Origin of the sequence: Paraburkholderia sp. BL10I2N1, from assembly GCF_004361815.1 — a bacterium.
In the GTDB taxonomy this organism is placed as follows: domain Bacteria; phylum Pseudomonadota; class Gammaproteobacteria; order Burkholderiales; family Burkholderiaceae; genus Paraburkholderia.
In genome coordinates, this window is record NZ_SNWA01000001.1 from 1,729,644 (window position 1) to 1,744,175 (window position 14,532).

At 63.8% G+C, this 14,532-nt stretch carries 14 protein-coding genes; 13 read left to right on the forward strand and 1 reads right to left on the reverse strand.

What is annotated here, in order from left to right; translation table 11 throughout:
• The first annotated feature begins 17 nt into the window (after positions 1 to 17).
• The 7 genes from B0G77_RS08075 (at position 18) to B0G77_RS08105 (ending at position 5,867) form a co-directional block, all read left to right on the forward strand.
• The gene (locus B0G77_RS08075) at positions 18 to 980 is read left to right on the forward strand and encodes an MlaD family protein (protein WP_133661654.1); all 963 of its coding nucleotides are present in this window, start codon (positions 18 to 20) and stop codon (positions 978 to 980) included.
• A 19-nt stretch (positions 981 to 999) separates the two neighbouring features.
• Positions 1,000 to 1,623 (forward strand): ABC-type transport auxiliary lipoprotein family protein, encoded by a 624-nt coding sequence (locus tag B0G77_RS08080; protein WP_133661655.1) that lies wholly within the window; start codon positions 1,000 to 1,002, stop codon positions 1,621 to 1,623.
• A gap of 32 nt (positions 1,624 to 1,655) precedes the next feature.
• Positions 1,656 to 2,813: a VanZ family protein gene (locus B0G77_RS08085; RefSeq protein ID WP_133661656.1), complete on the forward strand. Its 1,158-nt coding sequence runs from the start codon at positions 1,656 to 1,658 to the stop codon at positions 2,811 to 2,813.
• 100 nt (positions 2,814 to 2,913) lie between these two features.
• Positions 2,914 to 3,231: a (2Fe-2S) ferredoxin domain-containing protein gene (locus B0G77_RS08090; protein WP_133661657.1), complete on the forward strand. Its 318-nt coding sequence runs from the start codon at positions 2,914 to 2,916 to the stop codon at positions 3,229 to 3,231.
• A 7-nt stretch (positions 3,232 to 3,238) separates the two neighbouring features.
• Complete coding sequence (locus B0G77_RS08095; protein WP_133661658.1) at positions 3,239 to 3,883, forward strand: alpha/beta hydrolase; 645 nt, start codon at positions 3,239 to 3,241, stop codon at positions 3,881 to 3,883.
• Between the two features lie 311 nt (positions 3,884 to 4,194).
• Positions 4,195 to 5,412, forward strand: a complete 1,218-nt coding sequence (locus tag B0G77_RS08100) for a D-alanyl-D-alanine carboxypeptidase family protein (RefSeq protein ID WP_133661659.1) — start codon at positions 4,195 to 4,197, stop codon at positions 5,410 to 5,412.
• Between the two features lie 185 nt (positions 5,413 to 5,597).
• The gene (locus B0G77_RS08105) at positions 5,598 to 5,867 is read left to right on the forward strand and encodes a DUF493 family protein (RefSeq protein WP_133661660.1); all 270 of its coding nucleotides are present in this window, start codon (positions 5,598 to 5,600) and stop codon (positions 5,865 to 5,867) included.
• A gap of 33 nt (positions 5,868 to 5,900) precedes the next feature.
• Here B0G77_RS08105 and B0G77_RS08110 read toward each other — a convergent pair whose 3' ends face one another.
• The gene (locus tag B0G77_RS08110; protein ID WP_133661661.1) at positions 5,901 to 6,863 is read right to left on the reverse strand and encodes a transcriptional regulator GcvA; all 963 of its coding nucleotides are present in this window, start codon (positions 6,861 to 6,863) and stop codon (positions 5,901 to 5,903) included.
• A 100-nt stretch (positions 6,864 to 6,963) separates the two neighbouring features.
• Here B0G77_RS08110 and B0G77_RS08115 point away from each other — a divergent pair, with 100 nt between their 5' ends.
• The 6 genes from B0G77_RS08115 to B0G77_RS08140 all read left to right on the forward strand — a co-directional run bounded on the left by B0G77_RS08115 (position 6,964) and on the right by B0G77_RS08140 (position 14,450).
• Positions 6,964 to 7,290, forward strand: coding sequence for a DUF2917 domain-containing protein (locus tag B0G77_RS08115; protein WP_133661662.1), 327 nt, complete (start codon positions 6,964 to 6,966; stop codon positions 7,288 to 7,290).
• Between the two features lie 174 nt (positions 7,291 to 7,464).
• On the forward strand, positions 7,465 to 8,160 hold the full coding sequence (lipB, locus tag B0G77_RS08120; RefSeq protein WP_243750954.1) for a lipoyl(octanoyl) transferase LipB: 696 nt from the start codon (positions 7,465 to 7,467) through the stop codon (positions 8,158 to 8,160).
• Positions 8,161 to 8,173: 13 nt separating this feature from the next.
• Complete coding sequence (gene lipA / locus B0G77_RS08125; protein WP_133661664.1) at positions 8,174 to 9,187, forward strand: lipoyl synthase; 1,014 nt, start codon at positions 8,174 to 8,176, stop codon at positions 9,185 to 9,187.
• Between the two features lie 628 nt (positions 9,188 to 9,815).
• The gene (locus B0G77_RS08130) at positions 9,816 to 11,099 is read left to right on the forward strand and encodes a dicarboxylate/amino acid:cation symporter (protein WP_208116455.1); all 1,284 of its coding nucleotides are present in this window, start codon (positions 9,816 to 9,818) and stop codon (positions 11,097 to 11,099) included.
• 4 nt (positions 11,100 to 11,103) lie between these two features.
• On the forward strand, positions 11,104 to 13,083 hold the full coding sequence (locus B0G77_RS08135; RefSeq protein WP_133661666.1) for a sensor histidine kinase: 1,980 nt from the start codon (positions 11,104 to 11,106) through the stop codon (positions 13,081 to 13,083).
• Between the two features lie 17 nt (positions 13,084 to 13,100).
• A complete protein-coding gene (locus B0G77_RS08140) occupies positions 13,101 to 14,450 on the forward strand; it encodes a sigma-54 dependent transcriptional regulator (RefSeq protein WP_133661667.1) in 1,350 nt (449 codons plus the stop codon).
• Positions 14,451 to 14,532 lie beyond the last annotated feature (82 nt).

Here is a 14,532-nt window from a genome sequence, read left to right on the forward strand (position 1 = left end):
ATCCTGGGGACCTGACGATGGAAAACAAATCACATGCGTTCTGGGCCGGGCTCTTCACAGTCTTGCTGGCGCTGGCGATCGGCATAGGGGCGTTCCTGCTCAACGTCGACCGGTCGGTGCGCGAACCGTACGACCTGATTGCGCGGACCAGTGTGACCGGGCTTTCCCCAGATGCCGCCGTGCGCTTTCGCGGGCTGGGTGTCGGCAGGGTGCAGTCGATCAAGTTCGATCCGGATCATCCGGGCCAGATCGTGATCCGGATCATGGTCGACCAGCGCGCGCCGATCACGCATTCGACCTTCGGTAGTCTCAGCTTCCAGGGGGTCACCGGGATCGCGTTCATCCAGCTCGACGACACGGGCAAGGATCCGACGCCGCTACCGTCATCGGCGAAGCAGGTCGCGCAGTTGCCGATGCGTCCGGGCCTGTTCGACCAGTTGCAGCTGCGCGGCGATATCCTGCTGCACAAGCTGGAAAAAGTGGCAGACGACGTCGACGACATGCTGTCGCCCGAGATGCGAGCTCAGTTGCAGGCGACGGTCGCGAGCATGCAGCATGCCGCCGATGGCGTCGCCACGCTTTCGCAGCAGATGGCGCCGGTCGCCGGCAAACTGCCGGCCACGTTGCACGAACTGGATCAGACGCTCGCGTCGACGAACCAGTTGATCACCAGCCTGAACCGGCCCGACGGTCCGTTCGAAATGAACCTGAACAAGGTGGGCACGGCCGCGCAGCAGTCGGGTGCGGCCCTGACGTCGATCCAATCGACAGTGCAGGAACTGTCGGCGCGTGTAGGTTACGACACGCTGCCGCGCGTCAATTCGCTTTCCGACGACGTGCGCAGCGCCGCGCGCTCGATCGATCGTGCCGCCGATACGTTCAGCACCAATCCGCGTGGCGTGCTGTTCGGCGCTACGCCTGCCGCCCCGGGACCGCGCGAGCCAGGTTTCTCCTGGCCCGCGGACCGTACAGCACAATGACTTGAAGAGGAAGATTGCAATGCCACGCTCGACCAGACGTTTCGGCTTCTCAGGCACCGCGCCTGCGCTACTGCTCGCGCTTGGCGTGCTGTCGGGCTGTGCCGGGACGCCAGCGGCGCTCTCCGATATCCGCTACGACTTCGGGCCCGCGACGCCGCCCGCGGCAAGCGGCACGATGCCGGCGGTCAAGGTGCTGGACGTGACCGCGCCCGACCCGCTCAATTCGGACAACCTGAACTACCGGCTGAACTATGCCGATGCGCACCAACTCGCGTCGTATGCGAATAGCCACTGGACCATGCCGCCGTCGCAATTGCTGACGCAGCGTCTGCGCACCGCGCTCAGCTCACGCGGCACCGTATTGACCGGCGCCGATGGCGTGCGCGCGCCGGTCCTGCGGATCGATCTGCAGGAGTTCGAACAGGTCTTCGATGGCCGGGACGAGAGTCATGGTGCCGTCACCGCGCGCGTCACGCTTTTGCAGGATGGCAAGGTGCTCGGCCAGCGCACGTTCATCGCGCGCGCGCCGGCCAGTTCTTCCGATGCCGCGGGCGGTGCCCGCGCACTGGCCGCCGCCAGCGATGACCTCGTCGCCCAGGTCGCGGCCTGGCTCGGCGTGCAGGCGCTCGTCGCCGCGCAATGAAGTGCCCGCAGCGCACGCTTCGAGGCCGCTGCATGAGCGATAAACCCTGGCAGCGCCGCTCGTCGGCACTAGCAAGACAGGCGCTCGCGCTGTATGCGGCGCTGATCGTCTACGGTTCGCTGTATCCGTTCACTGGCTGGCGCTCGCTCGGGCTCGGGCCGTTCGACTATCTGTTCGATCCGCTGCCGCAGTACCTGACCGCGTTCGATGTCGTGACCAACGTGCTTGGCTACATGCCGTTCGGCGCGCTCGTCGTGCTGGCGGCGTACCCGCGCTGGAGAGGCGCGCTGGCTGTCGGGCTGGCGTTCGCGCTCGGCACCTTGCTGTCGGGCACGATGGAAGCGATCCAGACCTGGCTGCCGACGCGCGTCGCGTCCAATCTCGACCTGGCCGCCAACGTGCTGGGCGCCCTGCTCGGCGCTACGCTGATGTCGCCGGCAACCGGCATGCTGCTCGATCGCGGCGCGCTGCGGCGGCTGCGTTTCCTGTGGTTCGAGGACGATGCCGCGGAGCTGCTCGGGCTCACGCTGCTGTGGCCGTTCGCGACGATGCATCCCGCACCGCGCCTCTTCACCATCGGCGACTGGCCGCGCGAGCTGTGGCTGCGCTTCGATTCGACCATGCAGGACGCGCTGCTCGCATGGACGCCCGATCGGTGGCATGTGTCGTCGTGGCCTGCGCTCGTCGCGGGCTGGCTGCCCGACGAGGTCTGGGAAGCGGTACTGACCGCGCTGAGCCTCTTCGCTGCCTGCACGCTGGCGTCGCTGCCGATGCGTTCGCATGCGCCGCGTGTCAGACTGCTGTTCACCTTTATCGGCTTCACCCTGTTAGTGAAGGCCGGCGCGACGTTTCTGCAATCGCAAAGCGGCCTCGCGTTCGACTGGGCCACGCCGGGCGCGCTTGCCGGCCTTGTCGGCGGCACGCTAGCTGCGTTGCTTGCGCTCGCATTGCCGGCCACATGGCGCGTGATGCTCGCGGCTTGCGCGATGATTCTTGCGCTCGTGTTCGGCAATGTGCTGCCGGTGAATCCGTATTTCGATGTCGTGCTCGCTGACTGGCGTCAGGGGCGGTATCTGCATTTCAACGGTCTGGCGCGCTGGCTGGCCTGGATGTGGCCGTACGCGGCGCTTGTCTGGCTCGCATTTTCGGTGGAGCGTGCGTGGCTCACGCGGCGGCGCGGGAGCGGCTGACGGGCCTGCTCGCTATAATCGACCGGACTCGGCAGGCCAGCGGACACAAGTGGATTCCCCCGAGCCTTCCAACTCTCTCAGTTTTCTCTCGCTGGACATCATGGATTCCTTCTACAAGTACCACGTGTTTTTCTGCCTCAACCAGCGTGAACCTGGCGCGGAGCGCCCGTGCTGCGCGAACTGCAACGCGCAGGAGATGCAGGAGTACGCGAAGAAACGGGTGAAGAAGCTGGGGCTCGCGGGTCCCGGCCAGGTGCGCATCAACAAGGCCGGCTGCCTTGACCGGTGCGAGGAAGGGCCCACGTTGGTGGTATATCCCGAAGGCACCTGGTACACCTACATCGACGAGACGGATATCGACGAGATCGTCGATTCGCACCTCGTGAACGGAAAGGTCGTCGAACGTCTCAAAATCTGATCCCCCCATGAACGTCCATACCAGAAAATTCCTGATCGACGGGCCTGTCGGCAAGATCGAGGTCGCCGTCGACCTGCCCGACGACGTGCGCGAGAACGGTGCCGCGCCGCGTGGCATCGCGCTGGTTGCGCATCCGCATCCGCTTTTCGGCGGCACGATGGACAACAAGGTCGCGCAGACGCTCGCGCGCACGCTGGTGCAGTTGAACTACGTGACATACCGCTCGAATTTTCGCGGTGTCGGCGAGACCCAGGGCGAGCACGACAAAGGCATCGGCGAGCGCGATGACCTGCGCGCCGTGCTCGACTACATGCGTGCGCAACCGGGGCAACGCGATCTTCCCCTCGTGCTGGCGGGCTTTTCGTTCGGGACGTTCGTGTTGTCGCATGTGGCCGCGCGGTTGCGCGAGGAGGGCAGCGCGATCGAACGCATGGTGTTCGTCGGTACGGCCGCAAGCAACTGGGAAGTTGCACCGGTTCCGGAAAACACGCTCGTGATTCACGGCGAAACCGACGAAACGGTGCCGATTGCCTCGGTCTACGAGTGGGCGCGGCCGCAGGAATTGCCGGTTGTCGTGATTCCCGGCGCCGAACATTTCCTGCATCGCAAGCTGCATATCCTCAAGCGCATCGTCAGCGACGCCTGGCGGTGAATCGCCCGCACCCACGATTTCGGGGTACAGGTACGCACGAAATGCAGATTTATCGACGTGGCTGCCGGCGGATTGTGAGGTTGCGGCGCGTATAATGAGCGCTCTTTTTTGGGCGCAGCGCCGCCCGCCCGGCTGATCGCGACGCTCGCATCGCCGGATGTCGGGCGCGCTGCGCGAACCGATCGCGTGGCCGGGAGTCCAATGGGCGCCGTACCGTCGAACCATGTTTCAGGCGCGATGCGCTCGCCGACCGGCTCTTCCAAACTGCGTGCCCCCGCGCGCGAAGCCTATTTTCTGCCCGAACCCATCCTATGCGTTTTTCCTCCGGCTTTCCGTCACTGACATCGTTTATCCCTTCTTCCCTCAGCCGCGCGGTGACGCTTGGCGCTGTGCTGCCCGCGACGCTGGTGGCAAGCACCGCGTTCGCGCAGGTGCCGCCGCCGGGCGTGAACGCACGCTCGTGGGTGCTGGTCGATGCCACCAGCAACCAGGTGCTCGCGTCGGCTAATGCCGATGAGCGCGTCGAACCGGCGTCGCTCACGAAGCTGATGACCGCCTATCTCGTTTTCGAAGCGCTGCAGACGAAGAAGATCTCGATGGATCAGACGATCAATCCGAGTGAAGCCGTGCGTCGCGTGCGTACCGACGAGTCGCGCATGTTCATCGAAGCGAACAAGCCCGTCACGGTTCACGACCTGGTGTACGGGATGATCGTGCAGTCCGGCAACGACGCGGCAATCGCGCTGGCAGAACTGGTCGGCGGCAGCGAGTCACAGTTCGTCACCTTGATGAACGCCGAAGCGCAGCGCCTCGGCATGAAGCACACGCATTTCGCCGACGTGAACGGCATGCCCGATCCGCAGCACTACACGACGGCAGGTGACCTCGCGATCCTCTCCGCGCGCCTGATTCGCGATTTCCCGGACTACTACAACATCTTCTCGGTCCGCGATTTCACGTACAACAAGATCAAGCAGCCTAACCGCAACCGTCTGTTGTGGATCGATCCGACCGTCGACGGTCTGAAGACCGGCCACACGCAGGCGGCCGGCTACTGCCTGATCGCGTCCGCGAAGCGCTCGCTGCCCGGTACGCCCGACGCGTCGCGCCGTCTCGTCTCGGTGATGATGGGCGAGCAGAAGGAGCATGACCGCGTGCAGGACAGCCTGAAGATGCTGAACTACGGCTACACCGCGTACGACGCGTTGCGCCTGTACAAGGCAGGTCAGGTGATCGAGACGCCGCGCGTCTACAAGGGCATGCAGGACACCGTGAAGATCGGCGTGAAGGGCGACCAGTACATCACCGTGCCGAAGGGCCTGGGCGACAAGGTCAAGCCGCAGATCGACCGCATGGATCCGTTGATTGCGCCGATCGCCGACGGTCAGCAGGTGGGCACCGTGAAGCTCGTCGCCGATGGCAACACGCTCGCGCAATTCCCGATTGTCGCGCTGCAGGCGGTGCCGCAGGCCGGCGTTGTCGGTCGCGTGTGGGATTCGCTCGTGCTGATGTTCAACAAGAAGAAGTAAGCTTGGGGCTCGTGATCCCGCGTGCGGCGCGTTGCTGCGATGGACGCGGGATTGCAGCAGCCAATTCGCGTATCGACGCGGGTTGAAGACGCTGCCGGTTGCAGGTGCGGGCTGGCGGCCTGCTGCTCACAGGCAGTCAGGGCACATGGATGAGTTGCAGGTTGCCGCGCTGGAAGGAGTGAAAGATGAGTCCGGTGAACGAATCACTGATTGAGTATCCCTGCGATTTCCCGATCAAGGTGATGGGTAAATCGCATCCCGATTTCGCCGACACGATCGTGACGGTGATCCGGCAGTTCGACAACGGTTTCGACGCGACGCGTATCGAAACGCGCCCGTCGAGTGGCGGCAACTACACGGGACTGACCGTGACGGTGCGCGCGCTGAATCGTGAGCATCTCGACGACATTTATCGGGCGCTGACCGGGCATCCGATGGTCAAGGTCGTGCTCTGACGAACCGGTGCGGTGCGCTCGCAGCGCCGCCCCTCACGGCTGGACGTGCAACGTGTCCGCCGTTCTACTCGTGCCCGGTCGCTCCGAGCAGGCACGTTCGAACAGCAGCCTGAAGCGGGCCACTTCGTCGAAAACCCAGCTCCGGAATGCCTGCACGCGCGCCGTCTCCAACATCTGCGGCGCGCAGATGAAGTAGTACTGCCATGGGCTCGGGCCATCGACGTCGAACAGTCGCACAAGTCGGCCCGCCGCGATCTCGTGCATGGCGAGTGAGCGGCGAGTGAGCGCGACGCCCTGGCCGTCGATGGCCGCCTGCAGCAGATTCGACGAGTCCTGATACAGCACGCCGCGCTTCGGTTCCGGCCATTCGTTGAGTCCAGCGGCATCGAACCAGGGCCGCCAGAGTTCGTCGTCCGAGCGCAACAGCGGAACACTTGCCAGATCGGCGGGTGTTTTTGGCAGGTTGCCGCCGTTGAAGTTCGGCGAGCAGGCCGGGAAGAAAATCTCTTCGAGCAGCAGTTCGACGTGCAGACCCGGGTATCGTCCGAATCCAAAACGGATTGCAACGTCGACGTCATCGCGCGCGAAATCGGTCAGCGCGTTCGTCGACAGGAGTTCCAGATCCCATTGCGGGTTCGCCTCGATGAAGCTGCCGAGCCGCGGCGTCACCCAGCGTGCCGCGAACGACGTCAGCATCGACACCACGAGCCGCCGCTCGCGATCGCCGGCGCGAATCTGGCGGGTGGCGTCGGCGATTGCCGTCAGAGCGGAGCGTATCTGCGTCGCATAGCGCCGCCCGACGTCCGTCAACTGCACGCGCTTGCCGTCGCGGGCAAACAGCCGGACCCCCAGTTCCTCTTCCAGCGCACGGATCTGGTGGCTGACCGCGCCGTGAGTGACGAAGAGTTCGTCGGCCGCGCGCGAAAAGCTCTCGTGGCGGGCAGCGGCCTCGAAGGCCTTGATCGCGTTCAACGCAGGGAGTTGTCGAAGGTCCATCGCAATATTTCTCACATGGCCGTGAAAATTGATCGTTTTACCGAAACCCTTGCCACGCCTACGATTGTAGCCATCAAAGCGATTTTTGGCGGAGCGGATCATGCGAGAAATTTCCTCTAGCATCACATTCGAAATCAAGGCCGGCGAAACAGTGCCGATGGTCGTGACGCGCAGCACGCAATTGAGGGCGTACGGCGGCTCGGTGTGGGTGACGCGCAGCGACGACGTCGAGGACTACTTCCTTGAAACGGGGCATACATTGCGGTTGCGGCGCGGGGAGCGGCTCTGGCTGAGTGTCGAGGGCAGCCCGCAGGCGCAACTGGCGTTCTCGGTGCCGATGCGGGCAGACGAGCGGTGCATGAACTGGTTTGCGCGGGTGGGCGAACGCTTCGGGACCTGGCTGCGCCAGGGCTGGCGGACGGTCTAAGCGGGCCGCTATCCACGCGGGGCCCGATAGCGGGTGGGCAGGTGTTCGGCGAGGCACGCCGGATTTCGGTAAACTGGCGAAATCATGTGTGCCACGCCGGTTTCCCCGCCCTTGTTGTCTCCCGGTTCGACCGGGTCCGATCTGGCTGCCCAGGCCGTCGCTGACGCGCTTTCAATGGCTTCGAAGCCTCCAGTCAAGCTGCTCAGGCGCGGCGTCGAGCCTTATCAGGTCAGCTTCGACGCAATGCGCGCGTTTACGGACGCCCGCAACGCCGACACGCCTGACGAAATCTGGCTCGTCGAACACCCCCCTGTCTTCACGCTTGGCCAGGCTGGCGATCCCGCGCATCTGCTCGCCGTCGACAGCGGCATCCCGCTCGTCAAGGTCGATCGCGGGGGGCAGATCACGTATCACGGTCCAGGGCAGGTCGTCGCCTATCTGCTGCTCGATTTGCGTCGTCGCAAGCTGATGGTGCGTGAACTGGTCACGCGGATCGAGGAGGCAGTGATCGAGACGCTCGCGGCGTATAATCTCGCCGGAGAACGCAAGGCAGGCGCCCCAGGAATCTATGTGGCGCCGGGTCCGGACGCGGGGCTGCATGCAGGCGCGAAGATCGCGGCGCTCGGCCTGAAAATCCGCAACGGATGCAGCTATCACGGTGTAAGCCTGAATGTGAACATGGACTTGCAGCCGTTTCTGGCGATCAACCCATGTGGCTATGCAGGGCTTGAAACAGTCGATATGGCGACGCTCGGCGTTGCCGCCGGCTGTGAAGATGTAGCCCGCACGCTTGCAGCGCGCCTCACCGCAAACATCGACGGCACACCCGCGGCCGTCGCCCAACCACGGGCCGGTGCGCTCACCGCCTGACTGGATCGAACGAATGACTGACGTTACCGCGAACCTTGCAGGCACACCCTCTACCGATGCCGTCCCGGCTCCCGCCGCCTCGACCGTCTACGACGCCACTGCAAAACAGAAGGCGCAGGCCAAGACCGCGCGTATCCCGATCAAGATCGTTCCGATCGAAAAGCTGAAGAAGCCAGACTGGATCCGCGTGAAAGCGGCGACCGGCAGTTCGCGCTTTTACGAGATCAAGCAGATCCTGCGCGAGCACAATCTGCACACCGTCTGCGAAGAGGCGAGCTGTCCGAACATTGGCGAATGCTTTGGCAAGGGCACCGCGACGTTCATGATCATGGGCGACAAGTGCACGCGTCGCTGCCCGTTCTGCGATGTCGGTCACGGCCGTCCCGACCCCCTCGATGCGGAAGAACCGGGCAACCTCGCGCGCACGATCGCCGCGCTCAAGCTGAAGTACGTGGTGATCACGAGCGTCGACCGCGACGATCTGCGCGACGGTGGCGCCGCCCACTTTGTCGAATGCATCCGTCAGACGCGCGAATTGTCGCCGGAAACCCGCATCGAAATCCTGACGCCGGACTTCCGCGGCCGTCTCGATCGCGCGATCGGCATTCTGAACGCCGCGCCGCCCGACGTGATGAATCACAATCTCGAAACGGTGCCGCGCCTGTACAAGGAAGCGCGTCCCGGTTCGGACTACGCGCATTCGCTGAAGCTGCTGAAGGACTTCAAGGCGCTGCATCCGGACGTCGCCACTAAATCCGGTCTGATGGTCGGCCTCGGCGAGACGGAAGAGGAAATCCTGCAGGTGATGCGCGACCTGCGCGCGCACGACGTCGACATGCTGACGATCGGCCAGTATCTGCAGCCGTCGGAACATCACCTGCCGGTGCGCGCCTATGTGCATCCGGACACGTTCAAAATGTATGAGGAAGAGGCCTACAAGATGGGTTTCACGCATGCGGCTGTTGGCGCAATGGTGCGCTCTAGCTACCACGCCGACCTGCAGGCGCATGGAGCAGGCGTGGTCTGATCCTGCTGCTGTGTTTCCCTGATGGAAGACAAAGCCCGCACTTCGAAGCCCGCACTTGTGCGGGCTTCGTCGCTTGGACGGGCATAAGGTTCGCCAGCGCAGCGAGCCTTACGGATGGATTTCACCCCGGAGAGTTTTCCGCCGACGCACCGATTTAACAATCGTTGACTTTGATCCGCACGACGTCGCCCGTAATATCGACGTGTGGGTTTTGCGACAGGACCGACCGACCTCAGGGAGCCCACTGCCAGAAAGTCTCCAACGTCTCCTTGAAGAGCCTTCCCACCGCGAGGAAGGCTTTTTTTTGCCCGCTTCCGTCTGGAATCTCCGACGCCCGGATTCCGGATTTCCGGAAACCCGGACGCGCCCGCGCTTGTCCCGCAGAGAAACCCATAAAAATCAAGGGTAAACGGCCCGCTCGAAGCTGGCATCGACCTTGCAGAGTAGAATTCGCGGCCGCAACGGCCCCACAACTACAGCAAGGAGACAACCGATGTCCGAATTCCCTTCCCGGCACGTCTGAACTCATCGTCTTGTCGCGGCCCGCTGCCGTGCACAGGCGACGTCCATTCGTCCCCCTGATGCGCGCCGTCGCAGGTCACTGGCTCACACCCATACCGCAGGAACCATCGTGAAAAAACCTATCCATAAAGTGCTTTACGTCCAGGTGATCGTCGCGATCATCATCGGCATCATCCTGGGACACTACTGGCCCAACCTCGCCGTCGAAATGAAACCGCTCGGCGACGGCTTCATCAAGCTGATCAAGATGGTGATCGGGCCGATCATCTTCTGTACGGTGGTGACCGGCATCGCCGGCATGGAAGACATGAAGAAGGTCGGGCGCGTCGGCGGCAAGGCGCTGTTGTACTTCGAAATCGTCTCGACTTTCGCGCTGGTGCTTGGCCTGATCGCGACGCACGTGTTGCGACCGGGTGCCGGCTTCAACATCGATCCGTCCACGCTCGACAGCTCGGCAGTCGCATCGTACGCCGCGAAGGCGCACGGTCAGTCGACGGTCGACTTTCTGATGCACATCATCCCCGACACGATTTCGTCGGCATTCGCGCAAGGCGAAATCCTGCAGATCCTGCTGGTTGCGCTGCTGTTCGGCGCGGTGCTCGCGACGGCTGGTGAGAGGGGCAAGGTCGTCACAAACTTCATTGATGGTCTCGCGCACATCCTGTTCGGCATCGTGCGCATCATCACGAAGCTCGCGCCGATCGGCGCGTTCGGCGCGATGGCGTTCACGATTGGCAAGTACGGCATCGGCTCGCTGATTCCGATGCTCAAGCTGATCGGCACGTTCTATCTGACCTCGATCGTGTTCGTGATCGTCGTGCTCGGCGCGATTGCGCGCATGGTCGGCTTCAACATCTTCCGCTTCGTGGCGTACATCAAGGAAGAGATGCTGATCGTGCTCGGCACGAGCTCGTCGGAAGCCGCACTGCCGCAACTGATGCTGAAGCTCGAAAAGCTCGGCTGCTCGCGTTCCGTGGTGGGGCTTGTGGTGCCGACCGGCTATTCGTTCAACCTCGACGGCACCAACATCTATATGACGATGGCCGTGCTGTTCATCGCCCAGGCGACCAACACCGATCTCACGTGGACGCAGCAGTTGACGCTGCTCGCGGTCACCATGCTGACGTCGAAGGGCGCGAGCGGCGTGACGGGCGCGGGCTTCATCACGCTCGCTGCAACGCTCGCGGTCGTGCCGACGATTCCGTTGTCGGGCATGGTGCTGATTCTCGGCATCGACCGCTTCATGAGCGAATGCCGCGCGTTGACGAACATCGTCGGTAACGGCGTGGCGACGGTGGTCGTGGCGGCGTGGGAAAAAGAACTGGACCGCGTGAAGCTGGGCTCGGTGATCCGCGGCGAAACGCCGGTCACCGAAACGGCTGGAGCCTGATGCCATGAAGGCGGCGGGGCGCGTCGCGCCGCCGTCCGCCCAACAGGTAGACGGTGCGGCGCGATATGCCACAATAGTCGAACCCCATCGACTGGACTTTCCTACCGTGACGCGCCGCCTGCTGATCCTCTTTGCGCTCGTCGCAGGGCTCGTGGCGGCGTGCGGGCTCACGTGGACCATCACCTGGCAGCACGGCATCGACAATCTTCGGCGCAACGCCGCGGCCCGTGTCGATCGCACGACGAGCGCGCTCAAGAGCACGCTCGATCGCTACGAATCGCTGCCGTATCTGCTGGCTGGACATCCGTTCGTGCAAGAAGTGCTCGATGCGCCGACGCCAGCTGGCGTCGAGCGAGCCAATCGCTATCTCGAAGATCTCAACCGGCGCGCACGGGCGACCTCCACCTACATCATCCGTGCCGACGGCATCTGTGTTGCGGCCAGCAACTGGAACGCTCCGGACACCTTTGTCGGCGCCGAATACCGCTTCCGGCCGTATTTCGTCGATGCGATGAAAGGTGGCGTCGGGCGCTTCTTCGGCATAGGGACGATCTCGCAGGCGCCAGGCTACTACATTTCGCAACCTGTACTGCACGATGGACGGATCGTCGGCGTCGCGGTCGTGAAACTCAATCTCGAATGGTTTCCGGGCGCGGATGCGCCCGAGTCGCTGATCGTCACCGACGACCACGGCGTGATTTTTCTGTCGTCAGTGCCGGCGTGGAAATATCATACGGTCCGCCCGTTGTCGGGCGCGATCACCGATACGATCTGGCAGACACGCCAGTACGCGCAGCAGCCGATCGCGCCGCTACCGGTGACGATCGAACGCATGCTGGAGGGCGGCGCGCAGATCGTGCGCGTGGGCGGCGGGCGAATGGCGCCGCGCTATCTGGCAACGCGTCGCGCATTGGGTGAGCCGGACTGGCATCTCATCACGATGGCGTCGGTGGATCCGGTCAATCGGGATGCGCGCAACGCGACGATCGTGACCGGTTTCGGCTACGTGTCGCTGTGCCTGCTCGCGTTCTACTGGCGTATGCGCCGCGCGCGCGTGCGCGAGATGATCCGCAGCCGCGCGCTGCTGCAAAAGGCCTATGCCGAACTGAACCGGCGCGTGGCCGAACGTACGGCGGACCTGTCCCAGGCCAACGAGCAGCTGAAGAAGGAAGTGAGCGAACGCACGCGCGCCGAGCAGGAGCTTCGTGCGGCGCACGACGAACTGATCCAGGCGAGCAAGCTCGCGGCGCTCGGACAGATGGCCGCCGGCATCACGCACGAACTGAACCAGCCGCTTGCGGCACTCCGCAGTTTCTCCGACAACACGCGCGTCTTCCTTGAGCGGGGCGATGAGGCGTCGGCGCGCGAGAATCTCGAAGCGATTGCCGCGCTCACTGAACGGATGGGCAAGATCACGAACCAGCTGAAGCTGTTCGTGGGCCGCGCGCGGCCGCGCAGCGCGCGCGCGCCGATCGCGCGGGCGCTGCGCAATGTGCTGGCGTTGTTGCAAAAGCGCTTGCAGGACGTCACGGTCGATCTGTCGCTGTTCGATGCGCAGACGGGGCACCGCGAAACCTTTGACGTCAGCGCCGATCATCCCGCCCTTGTCGCGCACTGCGACGAACTGCGTCTCGAACAGGTGCTGATCAACCTGCTCGGCAACGCACTCGATGTGATCGTCGGCACGCCCTCACCGCGCATCGCGATCGATATCGAAGTGTCCGATGCGACGCTCCTGATCTCTGTGCGCGACAACGGTCCCGGCATCGCGGACGAGGTCCTGCCGCGCCTCTTCGAACCGTTCTTTACGACGAAGGAAATGGGGCAGGGACTAGGACTCGGGCTGGCGATTTCATCGTCGATCGCGCGCGACTGCGGCGGCTCGCTGGTTGCGCGAAACGCGCCGGAAGGTGGGGCAGTCTTCATCCTGACGCTGCGCCGCGCGCACGTGCACGCGCCGGATATCCTTACATCGGGCTCCTGAATTCAGGTGGCAAAAACATGAGCAACAATGGCTTGCAGGTGCTGTATATCGAGGATGACGAACTTGTGCGGCGCGCGAGTGTTCAGAGTCTGCAGCTTGCCGGCTTCGAGGTCACCGGGCACGCATCGGTCGAATCCGCCGGGCGGGCGATCAGCGCGGATTTTCCGGGCGTGATCGTCAGCGATATCCGGCTGCCGGGGGCAAGCGGGCTCGATCTGCTTGCGCAATGCCGCGAGCGTGCGCCTGATGTGCCGATCATTCTCGTCACCGGCCACGGCGACATATCGATGGCCGTGCAGGCGATGCGCGACGGTGCATACGACTTCATCGAAAAGCCGTTTGCGTCGGAAAGGCTGATCGAAACTGTTCGGCGCGGACTCGAACGGCGCAAGCTCGTGCTGGAAAACCTCGCGCTGCGGCGCGAGCTTGCGGGACAGAACGCGGTGGCGCCCGGCATCATCGGACGCAGTCCGGCGATCGAACAGATCCGCCGTCTGATCGCGAATGTGGCGCCGACGGACGCGTCCGTGCTGATCAATGGCGACACCGGCGCCGGCAAGGAACTGATCGCACGCAGCCTGCATGAGCTGTCGCCGAGGCGCAACAAGCCTTTCATCGCGGTGAATTGCGGCGCGCTGCCGGAGCCGATGTTCGAGTCGGAGATGTTCGGCTACGAGCCAGGCGCGTTCACGGGTGCGGCAAAACGTCGCATCGGCAAGCTCGAACATGCATCGGGTGGCACGCTGTTTCTCGACGAAATTGAAAGCATGCCCCTCGCGTTGCAGGTGAAGCTGTTGCGCGTGCTGCAGGATGGCGTGCTGGAGCGGCTAGGTTCGAATCAGCCGATACGTGTGGATTGTCGGGTGGTCGCGGCGGCGAAGGGTGAGATGACGGAGCATGTCGCGGCTGGCACCTTCCGTCGCGATCTGCTGTACAGGCTGAACGTGGTGACGATCGCGCTACCGCCGCTGTCTGAGCGTCGAGAGGACATCCTGCCGCTCTTCGAGCATTTTCTGCTGGACGCCGCCGTGCGTTATCAACGACCGGCTCCGATCCTGACCGACCGGCAACGCTCCAGCCTGATGCAGCGCGAATGGCCGGGCAACGTGCGCGAACTGCGCAACGCCGCCGACCGCTTCGTGCTTGGGGTGGCGGACGATCCGGTCGCCACGTCGGCCGACGATGCTGAAGCGCAATCGCTCAAGGAGCGCGTCGAGCAGTTCGAACGGGCAGTGATTGCGGAGGCGCTGGAGCAGACAGGCGGTGCAGTAGCAGTCGCGGCGGACCGGTTGCACCTGGGAAAAGCGACGCTCTACGAAAAGATCAAGCGGTACGGCCTGGCGGCGCGAGGTGAAGGCGAGAGGTGAGACGAAGGAGAGGCGGGTGAAAACCCGGTCGCGGTGGCGGAACTCGTGCCGCCGCGCCGGTTTGATTTCTACTGGTGAATTG

What these genes read in the sequence shown, in the direction of transcription:
- B0G77_RS08075 (WP_133661654.1), top strand. Translation starts at nt 18, where the DNA reads ATGGAAAACAAATCACATGCGTTCTGGGCCGGGCTCTTCACAGTCTTG.
- B0G77_RS08080 (WP_133661655.1), top strand. Translation starts at nt 1,000, where the DNA reads ATGCCACGCTCGACCAGACGTTTCGGCTTCTCAGGCACCGCGCCTGCG.
- B0G77_RS08085 (WP_133661656.1), top strand. Translation starts at nt 1,656, where the DNA reads ATGAGCGATAAACCCTGGCAGCGCCGCTCGTCGGCACTAGCAAGACAG.
- B0G77_RS08090 (WP_133661657.1), top strand. Translation starts at nt 2,914, where the DNA reads ATGGATTCCTTCTACAAGTACCACGTGTTTTTCTGCCTCAACCAGCGT.
- B0G77_RS08095 (WP_133661658.1), top strand. Translation starts at nt 3,239, where the DNA reads ATGAACGTCCATACCAGAAAATTCCTGATCGACGGGCCTGTCGGCAAG.
- B0G77_RS08100 (WP_133661659.1), top strand. Translation starts at nt 4,195, where the DNA reads ATGCGTTTTTCCTCCGGCTTTCCGTCACTGACATCGTTTATCCCTTCT.
- B0G77_RS08105 (WP_133661660.1), top strand. Translation starts at nt 5,598, where the DNA reads ATGAGTCCGGTGAACGAATCACTGATTGAGTATCCCTGCGATTTCCCG.
- B0G77_RS08110 (WP_133661661.1), bottom strand. Translation starts at nt 6,863, where the DNA reads ATGGACCTTCGACAACTCCCTGCGTTGAACGCGATCAAGGCCTTCGAG.
- B0G77_RS08115 (WP_133661662.1), top strand. Translation starts at nt 6,964, where the DNA reads ATGCGAGAAATTTCCTCTAGCATCACATTCGAAATCAAGGCCGGCGAA.
- lipB (WP_243750954.1), top strand. Translation starts at nt 7,465, where the DNA reads ATGGCTTCGAAGCCTCCAGTCAAGCTGCTCAGGCGCGGCGTCGAGCCT.
- lipA (WP_133661664.1), top strand. Translation starts at nt 8,174, where the DNA reads ATGACTGACGTTACCGCGAACCTTGCAGGCACACCCTCTACCGATGCC.
- B0G77_RS08135 (WP_133661666.1), top strand. Translation starts at nt 11,104, where the DNA reads ATGAAGGCGGCGGGGCGCGTCGCGCCGCCGTCCGCCCAACAGGTAGAC.
- B0G77_RS08140 (WP_133661667.1), top strand. Translation starts at nt 13,101, where the DNA reads ATGAGCAACAATGGCTTGCAGGTGCTGTATATCGAGGATGACGAACTT.